Origin of the sequence: Leptospira chreensis (assembly GCF_016919165.1) — a bacterium.
Taxonomy (GTDB): Bacteria; Spirochaetota; Leptospiria; order Leptospirales; family Leptospiraceae; genus Leptospira_A; species Leptospira_A chreensis.
The window spans coordinates 100,439-121,085 of record NZ_JAFFPS010000057.1 but is presented as its reverse complement, the minus strand read 5'-3'; the positions used below and the strand labels follow the sequence as shown (position 1 = coordinate 121,085).

17 protein-coding genes and 1 pseudogene are annotated in these 20,647 nt (G+C 41.6%); 2 read left to right on the top strand and 16 right to left on the bottom strand.

All coding sequences use genetic code 11. The features are described 5' to 3' along the window. Positions 1-6 precede the first annotated feature (6 nt). The 4 genes from JWG41_RS15570 to JWG41_RS15555 form a co-directional block, all read right to left on the bottom strand. Complete coding sequence (locus tag JWG41_RS15570; RefSeq protein ID WP_205270837.1) at positions 7-1,332, bottom strand: TolC family protein; 1,326 nt, start codon at positions 1,330-1,332, stop codon at positions 7-9. Next, on the bottom strand, positions 1,329-1,952 hold the full coding sequence (locus tag JWG41_RS15565; protein WP_205270836.1) for an inorganic pyrophosphatase: 624 nt from the start codon (positions 1,950-1,952) through the stop codon (positions 1,329-1,331). The genes JWG41_RS15570 and JWG41_RS15565 overlap by 4 nt, the downstream gene beginning before the upstream one ends. Further along, entirely contained in the window at positions 1,953-5,252 is a 3,300-nt protein-coding gene (locus tag JWG41_RS15560) for an efflux RND transporter permease subunit (RefSeq protein ID WP_205270835.1), read from the bottom strand. It lies immediately after the preceding gene. A gap of 75 nt (positions 5,253-5,327) precedes the next feature. Next, positions 5,328-5,654, bottom strand: a complete 327-nt coding sequence (locus JWG41_RS15555) for a hypothetical protein (RefSeq protein ID WP_205270834.1) — start codon at positions 5,652-5,654, stop codon at positions 5,328-5,330. Between the two features lie 151 nt (positions 5,655-5,805). On the opposite strand from JWG41_RS15555, the gene JWG41_RS15550 reads away from it, so the two are divergent. Both JWG41_RS15550 and JWG41_RS15545 read left to right on the top strand, forming a co-directional pair. Next, the gene (locus tag JWG41_RS15550; RefSeq protein WP_002973855.1) at positions 5,806-6,126 is read left to right on the top strand and encodes a bactofilin family protein; all 321 of its coding nucleotides are present in this window, start codon (positions 5,806-5,808) and stop codon (positions 6,124-6,126) included. Beyond that, a pseudogene (locus JWG41_RS15545) lies at positions 6,114-8,063 on the top strand (single-stranded-DNA-specific exonuclease RecJ). The gene JWG41_RS15550 and the pseudogene JWG41_RS15545 overlap by 13 nt, the downstream one beginning before the upstream one ends. Here JWG41_RS15545 and JWG41_RS15540 read toward each other — a convergent pair. The 12 genes from JWG41_RS15540 to JWG41_RS15480 form a co-directional block, all read right to left on the bottom strand. Next, positions 8,060-8,593, bottom strand: coding sequence for a cupin domain-containing protein (locus JWG41_RS15540; protein WP_205270833.1), 534 nt, complete (start codon positions 8,591-8,593; stop codon positions 8,060-8,062). The pseudogene JWG41_RS15545 and the gene JWG41_RS15540 overlap by 4 nt on opposite strands. A gap of 92 nt (positions 8,594-8,685) precedes the next feature. Then, the gene (locus tag JWG41_RS15535; RefSeq protein ID WP_205270832.1) at positions 8,686-10,128 is read right to left on the bottom strand and encodes an NADH-quinone oxidoreductase subunit N; all 1,443 of its coding nucleotides are present in this window, start codon (positions 10,126-10,128) and stop codon (positions 8,686-8,688) included. Positions 10,129-10,131: 3 nt separating this feature from the next. Then, the gene (gene nuoL, locus JWG41_RS21250; protein WP_332461304.1) at positions 10,132-13,794 is read right to left on the bottom strand and encodes an NADH-quinone oxidoreductase subunit L; all 3,663 of its coding nucleotides are present in this window, start codon (positions 13,792-13,794) and stop codon (positions 10,132-10,134) included. 4 nt (positions 13,795-13,798) lie between these two features. Further along, positions 13,799-14,119: an NADH-quinone oxidoreductase subunit NuoK gene (gene nuoK, locus JWG41_RS15520; RefSeq protein WP_205270831.1), complete on the bottom strand. Its 321-nt coding sequence runs from the start codon at positions 14,117-14,119 to the stop codon at positions 13,799-13,801. Further along, on the bottom strand, positions 14,116-14,733 hold the full coding sequence (locus JWG41_RS15515; RefSeq protein ID WP_205270830.1) for an NADH-quinone oxidoreductase subunit J family protein: 618 nt from the start codon (positions 14,731-14,733) through the stop codon (positions 14,116-14,118). Before JWG41_RS15515 ends, nuoK begins: the two co-directional genes overlap by 4 nt. Further along, on the bottom strand, positions 14,712-15,782 hold the full coding sequence (nuoH, locus tag JWG41_RS15510) for an NADH-quinone oxidoreductase subunit NuoH (RefSeq protein ID WP_205270829.1): 1,071 nt from the start codon (positions 15,780-15,782) through the stop codon (positions 14,712-14,714). The genes JWG41_RS15515 and nuoH overlap by 22 nt, the downstream gene beginning before the upstream one ends. Before the next feature lie 16 nt (positions 15,783-15,798). Next, positions 15,799-17,070, bottom strand: coding sequence for an NADH-quinone oxidoreductase subunit NuoF (nuoF, locus tag JWG41_RS15505; protein ID WP_205270828.1), 1,272 nt, complete (start codon positions 17,068-17,070; stop codon positions 15,799-15,801). A gap of 1 nt (position 17,071) precedes the next feature. Then, positions 17,072-17,560, bottom strand: a complete 489-nt coding sequence (locus JWG41_RS15500; protein ID WP_205270827.1) for an NADH-quinone oxidoreductase subunit NuoE family protein — start codon at positions 17,558-17,560, stop codon at positions 17,072-17,074. Beyond that, positions 17,560-18,780, bottom strand: coding sequence for an NADH-quinone oxidoreductase subunit D (locus JWG41_RS15495; protein ID WP_205270826.1), 1,221 nt, complete (start codon positions 18,778-18,780; stop codon positions 17,560-17,562). Before JWG41_RS15495 ends, JWG41_RS15500 begins: the two co-directional genes overlap by 1 nt. A gap of 16 nt (positions 18,781-18,796) precedes the next feature. Beyond that, positions 18,797-19,318, bottom strand: a complete 522-nt coding sequence (locus JWG41_RS15490; RefSeq protein ID WP_205270825.1) for an NADH-quinone oxidoreductase subunit C — start codon at positions 19,316-19,318, stop codon at positions 18,797-18,799. Then, the gene (locus tag JWG41_RS15485) at positions 19,315-19,875 is read right to left on the bottom strand and encodes an NADH-quinone oxidoreductase subunit B (RefSeq protein ID WP_205270824.1); all 561 of its coding nucleotides are present in this window, start codon (positions 19,873-19,875) and stop codon (positions 19,315-19,317) included. Before JWG41_RS15485 ends, JWG41_RS15490 begins: the two co-directional genes overlap by 4 nt. Beyond that, positions 19,866-20,243 carry an NADH-quinone oxidoreductase subunit A gene (locus JWG41_RS15480; RefSeq protein ID WP_205270874.1) on the bottom strand — a complete coding sequence of 126 codons (378 nt, stop codon included), beginning with the start codon at positions 20,241-20,243 and terminating at the stop codon, positions 19,866-19,868. The genes JWG41_RS15485 and JWG41_RS15480 overlap by 10 nt, the downstream gene beginning before the upstream one ends. Positions 20,244-20,647: the final 404 nt, after the last annotated feature.

Below are 20,647 nucleotides of genomic sequence, written 5' to 3'. Positions count from 1 at the left end.
AAAAATTTAAAACTCCGAGCTATCCATCTTTCCGATAGAAGCTTTGTATCCTTCCAAAGCATTGTAATAGAGGTAAATGATCTCGTAATAACTACGAAGGACACTGAGATAGTTTTTCTCCGCTTCCAGAAAGGTTACTAAATTGGATGCACCTCGAATGTAAGCAAGCCTGGATTTCTCTTGGACTTCTTTGTTTTTTTCGAGTAGTCCCATCTTTTGGTAATCAAGTAGTTGTGATTCCCGCGCTTGTAATTCTTTAATGGCTGCGGAAATCTCTGACATGATTTCATTTCGTTTGGCATCGACATCGAATCCTAATTTTTTATAGGCTTCTTCTGACTTTAAAATTTCCCCTTGTTTGCGATCAAACAAAGGAAGTGGAGTTGCCGCATACAAACCAGTTACATTCTCATTTCCTTTGTTTAAAAATTCAACACCAAGAGTTAAAGGAGGAATGATCTCTCGTTTTTTTAATTCGATATTCATTCTTTCCTTTTGTTGGCGAATTTTCAAAGCTACCAAGTCGGGTCTTTCTTCAATATCAAAATCATTTAAATCGATTCCAAATTCACGAGTGGAGATAAACTCCAATCTTCCTTTGATGCTCAGTGGCGAATTGATATCAGAGATTCCAATGAGGATCCTTAAGTTTTTCACGACCTGGGCCCGAAGGATCCTAGCGTTCCGATACTCACGTTCAATTTGTACGCGTTCTAAAGCCAAACGGTCATATTCCAAAAAAGAAATATCTCCTTTTTCGGCTCGGAGTTTGGTAAGGTCCAAAAGGTCTTGGTAGTTTTCCAAAAATTCTTTTTGGTAATTGATCTGCTCTGTTACATAAAGATAAGTCCAAAAGTTTTGTCTGAGACGCAAACGAAACATCCGATCAAAGTCGCGAAAACTAGCAATTGTCCCCAAAAACTCTTGTTTGGCGACCTTTTCTCTTTGCGGAATGACCCCACTCATATCAAATGGTTGGTTATAAATAAAGGAAGTTTCTGCCCTTCCCGTCGCTGCACTCGCGGAAGCTCCGATAAACTGCTGTTGCATATTCATGATCGGGTTATAATACAAACTGGCAGTGATGATATCCCCACGAGCCATACCAATATTTTGTTTTTCACGAAGGTAGAGAGGATTACTTGTCACAGCAAAATTTTCTAACTCATCCAAGTTCCATTTTTCTTTTGCATCTTGGGCACGAGAATCTTCACCAAGAAAAAACAATTCTTCTTTAGAATGTAGTTCATATACTGCTTTTTCTTTCGGAAAAACAGCATAGGAATGGATCCCTAAAAGGGAAAAAATCAAAAACTTCCAAATCAACTTCATACAGTTACAAATTTCTTTATATAGTCTTCGATACCATATTGGATGACTTTAATTGCTTCGGTTCTATCATATACTTCTGTAATCTCAACGGTTCCTGTGGAAGGAGAGTTAGGATCCAACTTGTAAGTTAAAAAGTAATGGTGGAGTTTGTTGATGAGTGCTTTCGGAACCTCAGAAATATCTTTGATTTGGCCGAACACTTCGTCCCCTTTGAGAACAGCGACAATTTTGTCATCCGCCTCCCCCTTATCAATCATCCGAAGTCCACCAATAGGAATCACAGTTAGAATCATATTTCCATGAGTGATGGGATTTACACTCAAAACACAAATGTCGATGGGATCTCCATCACCAATGATGTCAGGCCTTCCCACAACTTCCGAACAATGTTTTCCAGATGCTTCCCCAGAAAAGGTTCTTGGGATGAACCCGTAAAGAGTCGGCGAACGGTTACTATACTTTTGAGGCCGGTCCACACGAATGAATCCCGATGCTTTATCGATCTCATATTTTACCGTGTCTTGTGGTGTCAGTTCAATGAATACATCCAATTCATCGGGAGCTTTTGGTCCCAGTTCCAATCCATGCCAAGGGTGCGCTACGTAATAATTCGGTTTCATTTAAGTCCTCTTTTTTTTAGATTTCTGATTTAGTTTGTTTGATTTGGAATCATCTTCGTTTGGAGAAGATTGTTCTTCCACTTCGGTATAATGATGGGAATGTCCATGAGAATCATGAATTTCTAACGCTTTGTATTTTCTCATCTCTTCTACAAAGTATTCATTCATCTTACGTTCCCGTTCCATTTGTCTAATTTCTTGTCTCTGTGCTAGTTTGACTAAAAACTCAAACGCAATGGGAAGAAGAAAACGAGATAAGATAGTCGCAACAAGAACCCCACCCATAACCACAGTTGCTAGAGGTCTCTGCACTTCCGCTCCAGCACTGGAAGCAATGGCCATCGGTAAAAATCCAATGATGGCCACAAGTTCTGTTGTTGCCACCGCTCTCAGTGTATACACCGCAGCTTCCACTACAGCTTTAGACGGATCACGGGTGACTTTCAATTGATCTTTTAAGGCCGATGCATAGACAACCCCGTTTAACACTGATATTCCGGCAGCGGCGATAAATCCAACACCTGCAGGAATCGAGAAAGGAAGTCCTCGGAGCACAAGAGAAAGGATACCACCAGAAAGTGATAATGGCACTAAAATAAACACTCCCAATGCATAATAGACACTTCCAAAAGCAATAAAGAGCATCGCAAAAATAATGGCACCGGCAATGGGGATCACAATCGCCAATCTGTTTTTCGCACGAGTGAAGTTTTCAAACTGACCACCCCAATCCACATAATAACCTTGGGGGAGTCCCGATTCAATGGACTGGGTCGCCGCTTGTACATCATTCACAAACCCAATCATATCTCGCCCGCGAACGTTCACTTCCACAAGAATCCTACGTTTGAGGCCTTCATGGTATAAAGCAGCCGGCCCCTCCGTCATCATAATGTCTGTGACTTGTCCGAGAGGGACCGTTCCACCGAGCTCAGTCATTACGGGAACATTTTCAATGACTCCAATATCTGTTACATCGGCGTCCAGTCGAACAATGAGATCAAATCGTTTGTATCCTTCATAAACCTTTCCCGCGTTAAAACCTACACGAAGAGTTTCTATGGTTGTTAATACTTCTTCTGCACGAACGCCGTAACGAGCCATATTCCCACGATTCATTTTGATCTCAAGTAGAGGAAGGCCGAGGAGTTTTTGCACTCGTAAATCGGCAGCTCCTTGGATCTTTTTGATTTTGGAGGCGTAATTGTCGGCAATGGACTTTAATGTTTTTAAATCATCACCATAAATTTTAATTACGATATCCGCTTTGGATCCAGATAACAAAGCATTGACGCGGTTTTCAATGGGTTGCGACAAACTAATATAAGACGAAGGAACATTCTGATTCACAGAGTGTTTCATAAGCTCCATGAGTTCCTCGCGGTCGTCAGTAGAAGTCCATTCTTTGCGGGGTTTGAGTTTGACCATCATCTCCCCTTCTTCGGAACCAATGGGTTCTGCGGCAGACTCTCCCCGGCCTTGTTTGGAAACAACACTCACTGTTTCTGGAAACTTTAAAATCACTCTTTCCATTTCCAAATTTAAATCGCGGGAGTGGTTGATAGCGGTGGAAGGCAAACGTTTGATATCGATTGCAATTTCCCCTTCATCAATTCTTGGTAAAAATTCAGATCCGAGTGTCGATGCTAACGCAAAAGATAACAAAACCACACCAATCCCTGCATAAGTGAACTGGCGTTTGAATTTCATCCCGTATGTCAAAACTTCTGCATACTTCAACTGAAACTTGTTCCAAAAAGTTGACTCATGTAAAATTGGTTTTGTATAAATATAAGACATGAGTGCTGGAAACGTTGTAATGGAATAGAGAAGTGCCGCACCTAATGCAAATGCTACGGTAATGGCCATCGGACGGAACATCCGACCTTCTACCCCTTCCAGAGTCATCAGAGGTAAATAAACGAGTAAAATAATTCCCACACTAAAAGCAGAAGCCCGCACCACTTTGATACAAGACTCCAAAATGACTTCTTCCATCCCATCTTCCATATCTTGGGCCGAAGTTTTCGAAAGAAGGAAACTTTTACGAAGTAAAAATCCATGTAATGTAGATTCTAACATCACAATGGAACCATCCACAAGGAGACCAAAGTCGAGGGCACCGAGCGACATCAAGTTTCCCACGATCCCGAAGGCATTCATAAGGATGGTAGCCACCATCATAGAAACAGGAATGGCAAGGGCGACTGCAAAGGCTCCCTTCACCGTTCCTAAAGTTAAAATCAAACAAACGAGTACAATGATGGCCGCTTCCACCAAATTGGTAAAGACTGTCGAAAGAGTGCGACCAATGAATTCCGAGCGGTCATAATAGACTTTAATTTTCATCCCCGGCGGAAGCCTTGCTTCAATTTCTTTCATCTTCTCTTTCACTCGGCTCACCACTTGGAGCGAGTTACTGCCAAGTAACATCATGGCTGTCCCACTCACAACTTCGCGTTTGCCGTTCATCGTGCTCAGTCCAAAACGAAGGGCCGGTCCCGTTTCTACCTTGGCAATTTGACCAAGGGTAAGCGGAATTCCATCGCGTGATGTTCTGACAGATAATCTTGCGATATCATCAATGGATTTAAATTGGCTTTCGCCTCGAATCACAAACTGCTCTTCCCCTTTTTGGATGTAACCACCACCTAGGTTGACGTTGGCTCCTTCGAGCGCTTCTGTGATATGAGAGAGTGTTAAATTGTGAGATAACAAACGTTTGGGGTCAATTTTGATTTGGAATTGTTTGGCATCCCCTCCCACAACGTTTACATCAATGATTCCCTTCACTGAACGAAGTTGTCTTGCGATCTCCCATTCCATTACGGTGCGGAGTTCTTCCGGAGTATGGCTTTCGGAAACTAAAGTAAATTCATAAATATCACCAAGACCTGTAGCAATCGGTGAAAGTTCTGGCCTTCCATACGATTTGGGAATGAAGTTCTCGGCTTGTTTTAATCTTTCATTCACAAGTTGCCTTGCAAAATAAATATCGGTTCCATCCTCAAAGATAACAGTAACAGAACTCACACCCGTTCTTGAGATCGAACGAATTTCTGTCACCTTCGGCATCCCGTTAAACTCAAGTTCGATGGGATAAGTAATAAATTGTTCCACTTCCAGTGGAGAAAGACCGGGAACAGACGTCACTGCGGATACCTGGACGTTGGTTACATCGGGAATCGCATCAATAGAAAGATGAAGTGCATTATAAAAACCCACAATGGTGAGTGCTACTGTCAAAACGAGAACAGTGGCTCGTTTGTGAATGGAAAACTGAATGATTTTTTCTAACATAATTCCTATTTCAAATTAAATACACTGCAAAGACCAAACTTGGACTCTGGTACTAGACTAATCTACATGCAACGATTAAGCCAAATAAGGAGGCGGAAGGTAAAGAAAATGAAATAAGATGGGAATTTCAGTAAAAAATACAGGTTCTGTGGAGATTGTAGACCAACGATGGACAGATACCTTAACCAGAGACTGTTCCCTGCGATTGGGAACCAATTTTAAAACTTGATTGGATTCCTTAGTCGAGGTCAGCACACGAGTCGTTTCTTCCAACTCGTAGGATTGGTATTGAAAGTCCAAATCTTCGAGAGGAGAAACAAACCGGTCATCGACCAGATTCAGATTGATGAAAACCGCTAAAAGTAGGATGAAACCTGACTTCCAGAAGCGCCTAATTTTCACTATTTTTTCGACTCTTGAGACCCAGGTTCAAGAATTGAAGTGGAGACACAAGAGAAAACCCTTGAAATATGAACTTTTTTCCATTTCCTTTTCATTACAAATACTTGTGTAGTTGCCAAAACGCAAGGATCACACAAGACTATCCCTACCGATGAAAGACGAATCTATAGACACCATCATTAGCGACGACATCACGTTTCGCGGAACCCTTTCCTTCAACCAAACATTAAAAATCAAAGGTCAATTCAAAGGAACCATCACTTCCCAAGGAAAACTCATCATCGATGAAACTGGTGATGTAGAAGCCGATGTAGAAGTAGGAAGCCTTGTGGTTCATGGTAACCTAAAAGGAAATGTGGACGCAAAAGAAAAAGTGGAACTTAAAAAAAATGGTAAGGTCGTTGGTGATATCAAAACACCGGGACTCGAAGTAGAATTCGGTTCCAAAATTATTGGCAATTGCATCATGTAACAAAGGTTCACTTCGGGCCACTGTTGTCCGAGGTACGAACCAAAGTTGATTCCAAAAGGCCCCTATTACGTTACTTAGTTGATAAACGTGAGGGCCTTCGTAATATCCATCCGAAGGAACTTCTTACTTCTGATTTCTCTTGCCTTCATTCTCCCTACTCCTTACCCGATTTATCCGATGCTGTAGAACTTTTAGTCCAGTTTGCAAAAGATGGCAAAAAAATTCTTTTGTATGGAGACCGCGATTCGGATGGAGTGAGTTCCACTTGCCTCCTTGCCTTCTTTTTAAAATCTCACCCCGAATTTTCTAATATCAACTTAGAAGTGATGGTATCCTCGGAAAGTGATCCTTATGGACTTTGTAAGGAAGCATTGGTTAAAATTAAAAAAGTAAAACCAGACCTGCTTGTGACTTTAGATTTTGGTTCCAGCCAAGCCGACGAAATCGAAGAATTAACAAACACTGGGATTCGAATGATTGTCCTGGACCATCACGAAGTTCCCGTGCGAATTCCCACTAACTGTGCTTTGGTGAACCCAAGAAGAACCGACTCGGTTTATCCAGAAAAAAAAATCTGCACTGCCGTATTATCGTTTAAATTAGTTTCTGCGATCCTATTTCGCATGAGTGATGAGTTTAACAAAGTCTATTCAAAAACCGAAGAGAATTCCTCAGGTCAAAGCGAAACACTCTACTTCCAAAACGGAGTGAGGGTTTCTAAGGAATCCATCGCAACCCAAAATCTAGAGGGAAAAAACATTCTGCCCTATCCGGAAGATTTTGTTACTTCCGTTCCCGTAGAAGAAGAAAGAAAACTTTTCTATTACCAATGTTCTCAGATTCCTGATTTTTTCTCCGGACTCGAAGAAGAAACAGATCTTGCAGGGATTGGAACCATTACCGATATGATGCCTCTTACCGGTGAGAACCGGCATTTTGTGAAATTGGCTCTGCAATCTCTCACCAAACTCTATACAGGTGACAAAAAAAGAAAAGGACTCTCGGAACTCCTAAAAGAACTCAAACTGAATCCGCATGGAATCACAACCAAGGATTTGGGTTGGTCGATTGGCCCTGTCCTCAATTCGGCAGGACGAATGGGGAAAACGGAAGAAGCGGTATCTCTACTTTTATCTGAGACAGTCCAGGATGCCAAATCTAAAGCCAAACAATTATTATCCATCAATGAGGAAAGAAAGGAACGAACCAAACGGAATATGGATCGGGTGGAACGTTACTTTGCCCGCAAACCCGAACGAACCACAAACCAAATTGTGTTTTGTTATGAACCTGATATGGAACCAGGTGTGAGTGGGATTGTAGCCACAAGAATGGTGGATACTTATAAAAAACCGGCAATATTTTTAGCACCTGACAATGGTGATGCGAGAGGAAGCATTCGTTCCTACGGACGGGAAAACGTTCTCGAACTTTTGGTATCTCTCGCAAGCGATTTTTTACATTTCGGAGTTCATCCCGAAGGTGTGGTATTTTCCATACAACTGGATTAAATTCCCGCCTTTGTAGCGGCCTTGTATCCAAGCGCCGATGATTGGTTGTCCAAGGATAAAGTGAGATCCACCATCCATTCCATAGAAACTGATTTTACCGTTCTCACGGAAGAGATGGGAGAACGACTTCTAAAAGAATGGAAAGACCTAGAACCCTTTGGCCAAGGAAACCCCGATATCAAACTTGCGATTCGTAATGCAAAAGCCATCCACCTAACACCACTCAGTGCGGGAAAACATGTCCGGTTTCATTTGATTGGAAGTGGATCTTTAAAGTACATGATTTGGAATAAGGGAGACGAGTTCCAAAAATTTATGTCGGAACATGGAAGTTTTGATTTAGTGGGGAGTTTGGAAGAAAACTTCTACCAAGGAAGAACCACCCTACAATTCATTGTAGAATGGTTTGGAATTGCATCGGATTAAGCGTTAATCAATACTTTAGATTCATCCACATACACAGGAGTCCATCCGGAGTTGTCTTTAAAATAACGAACGGCTTTAATTCTTAAGTTTTTATCTAATGTAAACCAGTGGTTGGTATTAGCCGGAATGGAAAGGAAATCTCCCTTACTGACATGCACTTCAAATCTTTCCCCATCAATGATAAATCCGAAAACACCACTTCCATCGATGATATAACGCACTTCTTCATCTGTATGGATATGAAGTTTGTCAAATTTGGCTAACATGTCTTGGATGCCAGGCACTTCGTCATGTAAAACAACGAGGTCATTGGCCTTGTAGCCATGTTCCTTTTTTAGTTGGTCAAAACGGTATTCTAATCCAGATAGCACTTCGCTTTTTTCGGCATCATTCAATCCCTTTTGGCCAAGGATCAAATCCAATGCTTCCGGTGTTTTATAGGATTCATAAACAAGTCCCTTGGAAACAAGGAAGGTCTTGATTAAGTCTAGGTCGGTTAAGGTTTCTGTTTTTTTTACAATGGTTGCCATGGTGCGTACCTACTTATCGACTAGCCTCTGCACCCTGCCAAATCCATCAACCCGTTTTTCGCTATCCTGGAACTATTTCTGCTATAGCAGATTTAAAGCAGAGCCCCAGGTTGGAAGAAAAGCCAACCGGCGGTGAAGAATAGGCTGAGTAAAAACACAAGAAATCCCAAAGTCGGCATACTCGGAAGGTCTCTGACCCCAGCCACAGCCCCTGTTTCCTGTTTCATATAGGACTGGATGGTGATCTTCATATAGTAGTAGAAGGCCACACAGGAGTTGGCTACGGCTCCGAAGAGTAAAATCCGGTGAAAAAATAAATCCGACTCAGCTATCTTTTGCAAAAGAAAGAGTTTCGTCCAAAATCCAATCAGAGGTGGGAAACCGGCAAAAGACAAAAAGACAATCGAAAGAGCAAGGGCTGTTAACGGGTGTTCACCGCTTAAGTGAGAGATTCCATCCACTGTCACTTCATGTTTGCCTTGTTCCAAATAGGAGATGATGGCAAAGGCAACTAAGTTGAGAAGAGAATACGAGAAAAGATAATACAAAGCTTCGAGCCCTGCCCCACAAACAATCCCCGCCACAATATAACCTGCATGGGAAATGGATGAGTAAGCTAACATCCGTTTGAGATTTTCTTGTTTTAAAGCAACGATATTTCCCCAAGTCATGGAAATGAGAGCAATCGCTCCCATAAGGAATTTCCATGACTCACCAACCTCACCCATAGGAACATGATTGAATAAAACAATGATAAGACCAAGGGCCGATGCCTTACCCGCACTGGCCATAAAACCAGTGATTGGTGTTTGGGATCCTTCATACACATCCGGAGTCCACGAGTGAAAAGGAACAAGGGCAGCTTTAAAAGAAACCCCGACTAAAAATAAACCAAATCCTAATTTAGAAAAATTGGATTCATACCCTTTTAGAAAAAGACCACGAAGGGCTCCGTCTAAGTTTGTCGTTCCTGATCCGCCATATAAAAAAGCAATCCCAAGCAACATAAACCCAGAACTAAAAGATCCGAGTAAAAAATACTTCATCGCACTTTCTAGAGATGATACAGAAGAACGAGCCATTCCAATCATTACATACAACGAGAGAGAAAGGATTTCTAAACCGACAAAGATGACAATAAAATCATAACCAGAGGTTAAAAACATCATTCCCGACAAACAAAAGAGTACGAGGGGAAAAAACTCAGGGAATAGAGTTTTGTGTTCGGAAAGAAAAGGGGGAGCAATGAGTAGAGTGATGAGTCCCGCAATCAAATAAATTGCACTGAGCCATACGGTGAGTGGACTTAAAGAGATCTGTGATCCAAAAAACTTACCATACCCTGGAGATCCAGTTGTATGATATAGAGCATACATGGCTCCAGTGATTCCTAAAATAGAAAGGACCCAAAGTGGTTTGGAATCTTCTTCTCTCGGAATGAGAAATTGAACCACAAGGGAAAGTAAAGCCACCCCGCATAGTATGAGCATGGGAGAGATGGCGATCAGGTCATTGGCAGAAGGAGTATATGACATGGGTTAGTTTCCTATAGTCTCTTTCGGGGTTGGTTCCAATTCAAAATCCGACTCAATGGACTCGTCCAAATTGTCTAAATTCAAATTTGGTGGATTTGATTTTAAGTAAACAAAACTGGGAAGCGCAAACTTCGACTGATAAGCTCCCAACCTTTCTTCATACGAAAGTGGTTCCTTACCTAAACTCGTGTAATCCGAAAATTGTCGGCTCGAAGTTCCGGAATGAAAATCTTTTTGGATGTCTTTTCGTTCCGCAATGGATTGCACGGATGCTGAGTTCAAATACACATTGGCTGATGATTGTAAAATTTCTAAAAATGGTTTTGGATAAATCCCAATCCAAAAAATAAAAATAACAAGGGGAGATAAAATTCCCACCTCTCGAAAACTTAAATCTTTATAAGGTTTGGCTTGGATGGTTTTACTCACACCAAAAAGGAATCGTTTCACAAACCATAAAAGATAAAGGGCTCCAAGCACTACACCCGTGGCGGCAATCCCACCAAGCCAAACATTGGATTTGATGGCTCCCATTAGGATGAGAAACTCACCCACAAATCCGTTCGTTCCCGGAAGACCGACAGAAGACAAAACAGCGATCAAAAAGAAAGTAGAGAACACCGGCATTTGTTTGGCAAGACCACCAAACTCGGCAATGTTTCTCGTATGAGATCTTTCGTAAATCATACCAATCATAAGGAAAAGCATCCCGGTAGAAACACCGTGGGAAATCATCTGCAACATCCCCCCGACAACTCCTTCTTTGGTAAAAGAAAAGATTCCCAAAATACAAAAACCTAAATGGGATAACGAACTATATGCAATGATTCGTTTGATATCTGTCTGCACAAGAGCAGCCATTGATCCATACACAATGCCGATAACAGCAAGGATTTGAATCCAATTTTGGGATAACAAACTTGGTTCCGGGAAAAAAGGAATACAGAATCTAATGAAACCATAGGCTCCAATCTTTAACAAAACTCCCGCCAAGTCCACCGAACCAACAGTAGGTGCTTGGGTGTGGACATCTGGCATCCAAGTATGGAATGGAAAGAGTGGGATTTTAATGGCAAAGGCTAAGAAAAAACTAAAAAACAAAAACCACTGGAGGGGTTCGGAATACATTCCAAGGTTTGCCGTAGCCAAAGACTCAATAGAAGTTTTCCCTGTTTTGAAGTAAAGTGTAAGAATACCACCTAACATAAACAAGGAACCAGCCATGGAAAATAAAAAGTATTTGAGTGCAGCTTTGGTTCTATCTTCCCCACCCCAGATTCCAATCATCAGAACCATCGGAAGAACCATTAGTTCCCAAAATACATAATAAAGGACAAGGTTACCCGCTGAAAAAACGCCAAGGACGGCTGTTTCTAAAACAAGTAGGCAGATATGAAATTCTTTAATTTTTTTGGGGATGTTCGACCAAGAAGCAAGGCTCGAAAGAAAAAACATAAAGGCAGTGAGCCCAAATAATAAAAGAGAAACTCCATCCAGACCCACATGGTAATCTACGCTGAGTTTTCCAGAAAGGATCCAATCCGGTATCCAATGTACAAACTGAAGGCCTGATTTGGTAGGGTCATACAAAAAGAACAAACCCACGGATAGGATGGTCGTAAATGCAGAAGACAAAGCAGAAATGACAACCACTGTTCCCATTCGTTTTTGGAAAACGATCACAAAGGCAGAAAGAATTGGTAAAAAGATAATGAAGGAAAGAATTTGTTCCGGCACCTTACACCCCCTCGTTAATAGATACACTAAAATACAAAATGTACCAATGACCACATACAAAGCATAATCACCAATAAATCCGGACTGGAGCCGTCGAAGCCCATTGGCAATCAGACCAAAACTAAGTCCTATGTTTAAGAAAAAACGATCCAGGATTTTGGTATCGAAAAAGAAAGCAATCCCCTTCGAAACAAAAAGAAAGGGGCGAACCAAAACTAAATCATAGATTTCATCTATATAGTATTTATGAAAAAGAATCTTTCGAAAACCCGTATGTTCTTCTATTACTGGATTTAGTTTTCTCTGGTAGAGGAAATACGCTAAAATCAGTCCCACAGTTCCAATTGCTACAGAAAAAGCAGCAAGGGAAAGTTCCACATCATGCACAAGGGATTTGTGTTCCGCAAGACTTCCATGTAATGAGGCTAGTTCATAACCTTTACTGAATACGGGTGCAAAATACCTTTCCAAAGTATCGATATGTAAAAAGAAATGCGGTGTTTGTAAAAACCCTACAACAACAGCACCAAACGCTAGTACAACGAGAGGAAAGGTCATTGTCCATGGAGATTCGTGGATTTTGTGGTGAGGATCTGTATTGTTTTTACCAAAGAACACAACAAAGACGAGGCGAAACATATAAAACGAAGTGAAAAAAGCCGCCACAATCCCCATGGTCCAAAGGATGGAACCATAAGCTCCGTAAGTGTAAGCTTTTTCTAAAATTAAATCTTTGGAGAAAAATCCAGAGAAAGGAAAAAATCCGGCAATGGCCAGTGTTCCGAGTAAGAAGGTAAAGGAAGTAATTTTGATTTTGCCAAAAAGACCTCCCATATGTTTGATATTTTGTTCGTGGTGGAGTGCGTGGATCACAGATCCCGCCCCGAGAAATAACAAAGCCTTAAAAAAAGCATGGGTCATTAGATGAAAAAGTCCTGCAACATAACTCATACTTCCCATCGCAAGAAACATAAACCCAAGTTGCGATACTGTCGAGTAGGCAAGGATCTTTTTGATATCGTTTTGTAAGGTTCCGATGGTTGCTGCAAATAGAGCAGTTGTGGCACCAATACAAGCGATGAAAAGGGAAGTTTCCGGTGCGAGTAAAAATACAAAGTTGAGACGAGCAATGAGAAAGATTCCCGCAGTCACCATGGTAGCCGCATGAATGAGAGCGGAGACTGGAGTGGGACCTGCCATCGCATCTGGAAGCCATACATAGAGTGGGATCTGTGCTGACTTACCCATAGAGGCGATAAAGAAAAACAAAGCCACAATATTCGCGTAAGGTGCAAACTGAGTGAGTCCACTCAAATTGGATTGGAGTTCTAAGTATTGTAAACTCCCCCCAAACCAAAACAAAAATCCAGTTCCCAAAATAAAACCCACATCCCCAATACGGTTGAGAACAAATGCTTTCATCCCCGCTTCGGCCGCCGAACTTTTGTCATAGTCAAAACCAATGAGAAGGTAAGAACTAAGTCCCACCCCTTCCCAACCAAGGAAGGTCAAAACCAAGTTGTCACTCAGGACAAGGTTCAACATACAAAAGATAAATAAATTCAAATAAGCGAAAAACCGGTTATAACTCAGATTGGATTTCATGTATCCCATCGAATACAAATGAATTAAAGATCCTATTCCCGTGATGATAAGAGTCATATAAAGGGAAAGTTGGTCGATTTGGTATCCAAAGGAGGATTTAAAATTCCCAACAACAATCCAATCAAAAACAGGAACCAAATGCGGTGCCGTTCTTTCCATAGGGCGAAATTCGTTAAACGCACCTAAGGTGATGAGAAAAGGAATGAATACGGCTAAAGTTCCAATCGCACCGGCCATACGGTGAGGGATCCTACCTTTTAGTAGACCATTGAATAAAAAACCAACGAGAGGAAGGAAGACAACTAAAGGAAATATCTCTAACATAGGATTACCATCTCATCGATTGGAGTTCATCCACATTGGTGGATTTTTTATGGCGAAAGATTGCAATCACAAGTGCAAGGCCAACGGCTGCTTCTGCAGCCGCAATTGCCATCACAAAGAATACAACGGTTTCACCGGAAATATGGGAAAGGGCTTTCGAAAATGTTACAAAAACTAAATTCACTGAATTCAAAATCAATTCCACAGACATAAAGATGATGACGATGTTCCGACGAATGAGAACTCCAAGAACACCAATGGAAAATAAAATTCCAGCAAGTCCGAGGATGTATGAAATGGGGATACCATTGACGATTGGGTTCATAGAATTGTATCCTTTGTTTGTTCCACTTCCGTGTTTCTTTTTTTAGCAAGGATGACGGCACCAAGAACGGCAACAAGAAGTAAGATGGAGATCATTTCAAAAGGAAGTAAATAATCCAAATAGGTGGATGCACCCACGGTAGCCACGTTACCTTTTGCATTTACAGCAGCGGTTCCCTGGATAGGAAAGGAATACTGCGAGAGTTCATATCCTTTTCCCATTTGTTCGGAGTGAGGGACACCTGTTGTGAGAGCACTATACAATAAAAAGAAAAAACCAAAAACAAAAACGGAAAGTAAAACGAGTCGAATCGGATACTCCCGGTATCTAGATAATGTTTCCGCTCTTTGAGAAAGTAACATCAACACAAACACCACAAGTACCATAATGGCACCGGCATACACTAACACCTGCATTGTAGCAATAAAGAGGGCTCCCATGATTCCATAAATTCCAGCCAAAGCAAAGAATGTAAAAACAAGAGATACGGCTGAAACCACCGGATTTTTTTGAAAGATAACACTTAGGGCCGTAACAACAGTCACTGTTCCAAAAAAAATAAATAATAAAAAGGAAGGAGAAGTTTCTATATTCATATAAATAATTTCATCCATCCTTCTTTCCAATATACTGTATAAACGGCCGAAAACATTACCGCGAAAAGACCCCAAGGAATCATCTTTTTCCAACCAAGTTTCATGAGTTGGTCATAACGAAACCGAGGCAAAGTCCAACGAACCCAGATGAATAAAAAGGCAAAGAATAGGACTTTCAGAATAAAAAATCCAAGGCCAATAAAGGCTTGGTAGGGAGAGCCCGCACCCAACTGAAATGGAACATTATAGCCACCAAAGAAAAGTAAGGTGGTAAGGCATGACATAGTGATCATGTTCATGTATTCTGCCAAAAAAAATAAGGCAAACTTAAAGGCACCGTATTCCGTATGAAAACCCACAACTAGTTCTGATTCCGCCTCCGCCAAGTCAAAAGGAAGACGGTTTGTTTCCGCAAACATTGCTGTCACATAGATAAAAAAAGCAACAAAACCAGGGGGAGATAAAATATTCCACATATCTTTTTGGGAATCACTGATCTCTGTTAACTTTAAAGATCCAGTCATAATCACAATCACGATAATGGAAAGTCCCATGGGAAGTTCATAACTGATCATCTGTGCGGTTGACCTAACTCCACCGAGGAGCGAATACTTATTGTTACTCGACCAACCAGCAATCATAATTCCGTAGACTGACAAAGAAGAAATGGCAAGTAAATACAAAACACCCGAGTCAGGGTTAGCAATTTGTAAGTCGATCGTAGCCACACCTGTAAGTGCGGTAAGCCATTCCGGTGCGGGAAGAGTTCCCCCAAAAGGAATCACAGCCCAAGCCATAATGGCACAGGTCATGGAGATGGTGGGTGCCAAAAGATACATTCCTTTGGAAACATTTTTTGGAAAAATTTCTTCTTTGGCGATGAATTTGATTCCATCCGCTAGAGGTTGAAAAATTCCAAAAGGGCCGGCACGGTTTGGACCGGGTCGATCCTGGATAAAACCAGCAAACTTACGTTCGGCGAGCGTATAATAAGCAACGCCAGTTAAGATTACAAAAAATAAGGAGAGGATTTTGATCCCCCAAGCAAGTAATAGAGCCCAGTCCATAATGTTTCGGTGACCTTTAGTGAGAGATACTCACTTCCTTTTTCAATCGAGCCGAGAACTCTCCTTTAAACTTTGTCATGGTAGGACGAACTGCCATCACACATGCATCCGCTAACGGACAAATGGTGGTTCCCCCTTCCATATTTCTGGACAAAGAAAAAATGAGTTCTACATCTTTTTCCGTCCCCTCCCCGTTCTTTATTTTATGGAGAAGGTCTTTGACCCAATGTGTTCCTTCGCGACAAGGTGTACATTGGCCACAAGATTCATGAGAATAAAATTCCGCCAATCGGTATGTGGTTTCTACAAGATCCGCAACCTCAGAAAGAATGATAACAGCGCCAGAACCTAACATTGATTTGAGAGAGGCAATGGATTCGTAATCCATAGTTGCCGTCATTGCTTCTTCTGCCGTGAGAATGGGAGAAGAACTTCCTCCTGGAATCACAGCTTTTAGGGTTTTATCGTTTTTGATTCCACCACAGATATCATAAATGAGCTCCTTCATCGGAGTTCCCATTTCCACTTCATAAATTCCTGGTTTTTTCACGTGCCCACTGACAGCAAATAATCTGGTTCCAGGAGATTTTTCTGTTCCAATCTTTTTGTATTCTTCTCCCGTCATACGTATGATATGTGGGACATTACAAAAAGTTTCTACGTTGTTCACGACAGTCGGACAAGAATAAAGACCAGAAACCGCTGGGAATGGTGGTTTCAAACGAGGATGGCCCCTCCTTCCCTCAAGGGAATTGATGAGTGCGGATTCTTCTCCGCAAATATAAGCACCGGCACCGGAGTACACCGCCAAATCAAAGTCATACCCAAAGCCCATGATATTTTTACCAAGAAGGCCTGCTTTGTAAGCTTCTTCCACCGCCTCTTCGACAACACGAATTCCTTTATGGAATTCACCGCGAATGTAAATATAACCTTGGTGGGAATCGATTGCTTTGGCCGCAATAACCATTCCTTCAATCAGCATATGAGGAAGTTTTTCTAAGAGGAGCCGGTCTTTGAATGTTCCCGGTTCGCCTTCGTCCCCATTACAAATTAAATACTTTGGTTTGTCTGTTTTCGGAATGAATCCCCATTTGTTTCCCGTAGGAAAACCAGCACCACCACGGCCACGAAGACCAGAGTTTTTCACGTCGTTTACGATTTGTTCGGCGGTCATCTCAGAAAAAGCTTTCTTCTGACTTTCATACCCACCAACGGAACGGTAATGGTTTAAGGTATGGGAATCGGCAGCATCAATATGAGTTGTGAGTAAGGTCTTTAGTCCCATTTTATACCTGCTTATCCAATTCGGAGAGGATGTTTTCTATGATCTCTGGGGTTAGATTTTCATAATAACGATCATTGATTTGTGCCACAGGTCCAAACCCACAAGCACCAAGACACTGCACTTCATCCACAGTAAACTTTTTATCTTTTGTGGTTTCTCCGGCTTCAATTCCTAATTTAGAACATACATGTTTTGTAATGGAATCAGATCCCGAGAGGTAACAAGAAATGTTTCCACAAATTTGTATATGGAACTTACCTACGGGTTTTTTATTGTACATGGTATAGAAGGTAGCCACCCCATGCACTTGTGCGAGAGAGACTGGTGCTCCAATCCGTTCTGCGATGTATTGCATCCCTTCTTGGTCCACAAAACCTTTGTCAGTTTGTAAAAGAAAAAGGCATGGTAAAATTAAGGAACGTTTGTTTGGGAACTGCGGGATCAACCTTTGGAATCGTTTTTCCGAATCTTGTGAAAACTGATAAACCATTAACAATCCAACTCCCCTGCTATGACGTTGAGTGAAGACATAGTTGCAATTGTATCAGCAAGGAGTCCTCCTTTGACAAGTTCAGGAAACGCTTGGTAATACCAAAAACAAGGACGTCTTACATGTACGCGCCAAGGAGTTTTTTCTCCCTCCGAGACCACATAAAACCCAAGTTCACCGTTAGCGGCTTCCGTTGCCATATAGTATTCCCCTGGAGGAACTTTTACGCCATGCATAATGATTTTAAAATGATAAATGAGTTCTTCCATATTATTGTATACCTTGTCCTTCGGAGGAAGGAAGGTATGTGGAACATCTGCATGGTATGGACCATCAGGGATACCATCGATCAGTTGTTCAATGATTCGCATGGACTGACGCATCTCTTCCATACGAACAAGCGTTCTGTCAAGAGCAGATCCGTCCTGTCCCACAGGAATGTCAAAGTCTACTTTGTCATAAAACATATAAGGATCATCTTTTCGAACATCCCAAGGAACCCCTGCGGCTCTTAGGTTTGGTCCAGAAAATCCGTAAGCAATGGCTCTTTCTGCAGAAATTCCACCAATCCCCGCGGTTCTTTCATTAAAAATTTTATTACGAATGAGAAGTTCCTCAAATTCATCCAAAGCAGGTTTTAAACCTTTGAGGATGATTTTGATTTCTTTTTGGAATTCAGGATAGATATCCCTTTCCATTCCACCAACACGACAGAAGGTTGTAGTCAACCGAGCACCCGTTAGTTTCTCTAAAATTTGATAAATGTTTTCTCTATGATGAAATAAATGCAAAAGACCAGAAAAAGCCCCAAGATCCACACCGATGATTCCATTACAAATGATATGATCCATCATCCGGGAAAGTTCCGAAATGATCATCCGAACATAGGTCACTCGATCAGGAACTTCGATCTGCATCATCTTTTCTACAGTGAGGATCCATCCAATATTATTCAATGGGGTGGACACATAGTTCATACGATCCGTACAAACTAAGAACTGGTTGTAATCGTAACGTTCGCCTAGTTTTTCAAAACAACGGTGAACATAGCCAATGACTGATTCTGTGTCGACAACACGTTCTCCATCAATTTGGATTACGTTTTGTAAAATTCCATGAGTTGCGGGATGGCTTGGCCCAAGGTTGACAAGTAAATGGCCTTCCGGTAGGTCTTTGAATTTTTTGCCAAAATGTTCGGCTGTTTTTTCGTACATTACCATAATGATTTTCTACCGCCTAACCGGTAATATCCTCGTTCACATGAATGGTGAGTAAATCTTCGATGAGATAATCTTGGCCTGGGCCTTCTAATGGATAGTCCTTACGAAGAGGATGGCCTACAAAATTATCAGGCATAATGAGACGTTCCATCTGTGGATGGTTGGAGAATGAAATCCCCATCAAGTCATATACTTCTCTTTCCGGCCAATTGGCGGCAGGAAAAATCCCAGAGAGACTCGGAACATCTTCCCCTTCTCCCACAGGCACTCGGAGTTGCATACGAAAGTGTTTGTTTTTAGGAGAACGAAGTAAATAAACCACTTCGAACCTTGGTTCCCTTTTCCCAAGCCAATCCACGGAAGTGAGGTCATTCAGATAAGTAAAAGCAAACTCTGGATGATCCTTTAACGCCTGTACAACGGAAGGAAGGGCTTCCGCTTTAATGCTAAAATAAAGTAAATTCGTGTTTATGTCCCTTTGCGGGAGTAATACATCGGAAAACCGTGAGTTTAGGTATTCAGTAATTGTTTCTTTCATGCGACTACGAGAGGTTTGTTGCGTTCGTTGATTTCTTCGATCTTTCTCATCACTTCTTGTCGTCTTGCTTCCAATCCTTGGCTTTGGACTTTCTTCTGAAGTTTGACAAGGGCATCGAGAAGTGCTTCTGGTCTTGGAGGGCAACCAGGAACATAAACATCCACAGGAAGGATCCGGTCTACACCTTGTAACACACCGTAGGTGTGGAACATCCCACCAGAAGAAGCACAAGCACCCACAGAAATAACAAATTTGGGTTCCGCCAATTGGTCGTATATCTGGCGTAATACGGGAGCCATTTTATAAGTAATGGTTCCGAGTACTAAAATCATATCAGCTTGGCGCGGGGAAAAAGAAGGACGTTCCGCTCCGAAACGAGCAATATCATAATCAGCACAAGCGGTGCTCATGTATTCAATCCCGCAACATGCCGTTGCAAAAGGATACGGCCACAAAGAAAAACTTTGTCCCCACTGCACTACGTTATCGAGTGTTGCGACTTGGAACATATCTCCAAACATCTCGCCGGGTTTGGATAGTGTTTCTGTTAATCCCATTCCAGTGCTCCCTTTTTCCATATATAGTATAGACCCACAACAAGTATGAGTAAAAAGAAAAACATCTCCAAAAGGAAGAAAGTTCCAAGACCTGCTTCTTTGAAACTGATTAAGTTCACTGCCCAAGGGTATAAGAAGACGGCTTCTATATCGAAGAGAATGAAAAGAACCGCAACAAGGTAGAACTTGATGTTGAAGAGTCCTCTTGCATCACCGTAGTATGTCACCCCACATTCGAACGTGTCTTGGGGTTTCGATTTTTTCTTCGGGTTGAGAAGGAAGGCAAGTGATAAGATCAGAGCGGAAAAACCGACTCCGAGCAAAAGTTGTAAGAGGATTGGCGCAAAACTATCTGGTGCAGAACCCATTCCTTGAATGATCTCATCCTTATTTTGAATTGTCAAGACGAGATTCTTTTCGAGTGAGTTTTCTCAATTTAGATAAGAAAATGGCGGTTATTTGAGAATGGCTCTCAAAGGATTGCCGATCGCAATTTCTCTTGAGTCACTTTTCTCAACTCCTGAAAAAGAAAAGTAAGGAGACTTCGAAAGCGATTGGAAAAGGAAATTCACTGAAAAAAGTAACTGCCTTTCCCAATTCCAATCTACTAGCTTTGTCCCTGAAATCACTACCTGTCATTGGTTTCTCAGAACACAAACCGCATCTAAATGTAAGAACCAACCAGTATAGCCTATCCAACCCCAAACTTCTCGATCTTCCATATTAGAATCTTTGCATTTTATATAAACGAATATACGCTATAACGAACTAT

Coding starts and splice junctions, on each gene's coding strand:
- JWG41_RS15535 (WP_205270832.1), bottom strand. CDS start 10,128: ATGTCATATACTCCTTCTGCCAATGACCTGATCGCCATCTCTCCCATG.
- nuoF (WP_205270828.1), bottom strand. CDS start 17,070: ATGGGACTAAAGACCTTACTCACAACTCATATTGATGCTGCCGATTCC.
- nuoH (WP_205270829.1), bottom strand. CDS start 15,782: ATGGACTGGGCTCTATTACTTGCTTGGGGGATCAAAATCCTCTCCTTA.
- JWG41_RS15570 (WP_205270837.1), bottom strand. CDS start 1,332: ATGAAGTTGATTTGGAAGTTTTTGATTTTTTCCCTTTTAGGGATCCAT.
- JWG41_RS15515 (WP_205270830.1), bottom strand. CDS start 14,733: ATGGATGAAATTATTTATATGAATATAGAAACTTCTCCTTCCTTTTTA.
- JWG41_RS15480 (WP_205270874.1), bottom strand. CDS start 20,243: ATGGGTTCTGCACCAGATAGTTTTGCGCCAATCCTCTTACAACTTTTG.
- nuoK (WP_205270831.1), bottom strand. CDS start 14,119: ATGAACCCAATCGTCAATGGTATCCCCATTTCATACATCCTCGGACTT.
- JWG41_RS15500 (WP_205270827.1), bottom strand. CDS start 17,560: ATGGTTTATCAGTTTTCACAAGATTCGGAAAAACGATTCCAAAGGTTG.
- JWG41_RS15565 (WP_205270836.1), bottom strand. CDS start 1,952: ATGAAACCGAATTATTACGTAGCGCACCCTTGGCATGGATTGGAACTG.
- JWG41_RS15485 (WP_205270824.1), bottom strand. CDS start 19,875: ATGGGATTAACAGAAACACTATCCAAACCCGGCGAGATGTTTGGAGAT.
- JWG41_RS15560 (WP_205270835.1), bottom strand. CDS start 5,252: ATGTTAGAAAAAATCATTCAGTTTTCCATTCACAAACGAGCCACTGTT.
- nuoL (WP_332461304.1), bottom strand. CDS start 13,794: ATGTTAGAGATATTTCCTTTAGTTGTCTTCCTTCCTCTCGTTGGTTTT.
- JWG41_RS15540 (WP_205270833.1), bottom strand. CDS start 8,593: ATGGCAACCATTGTAAAAAAAACAGAAACCTTAACCGACCTAGACTTA.
- JWG41_RS15490 (WP_205270825.1), bottom strand. CDS start 19,318: ATGAAAGAAACAATTACTGAATACCTAAACTCACGGTTTTCCGATGTA.
- JWG41_RS15495 (WP_205270826.1), bottom strand. CDS start 18,780: ATGGTAATGTACGAAAAAACAGCCGAACATTTTGGCAAAAAATTCAAA.
- JWG41_RS15550 (WP_002973855.1), top strand. CDS start 5,806: ATGAAAGACGAATCTATAGACACCATCATTAGCGACGACATCACGTTT.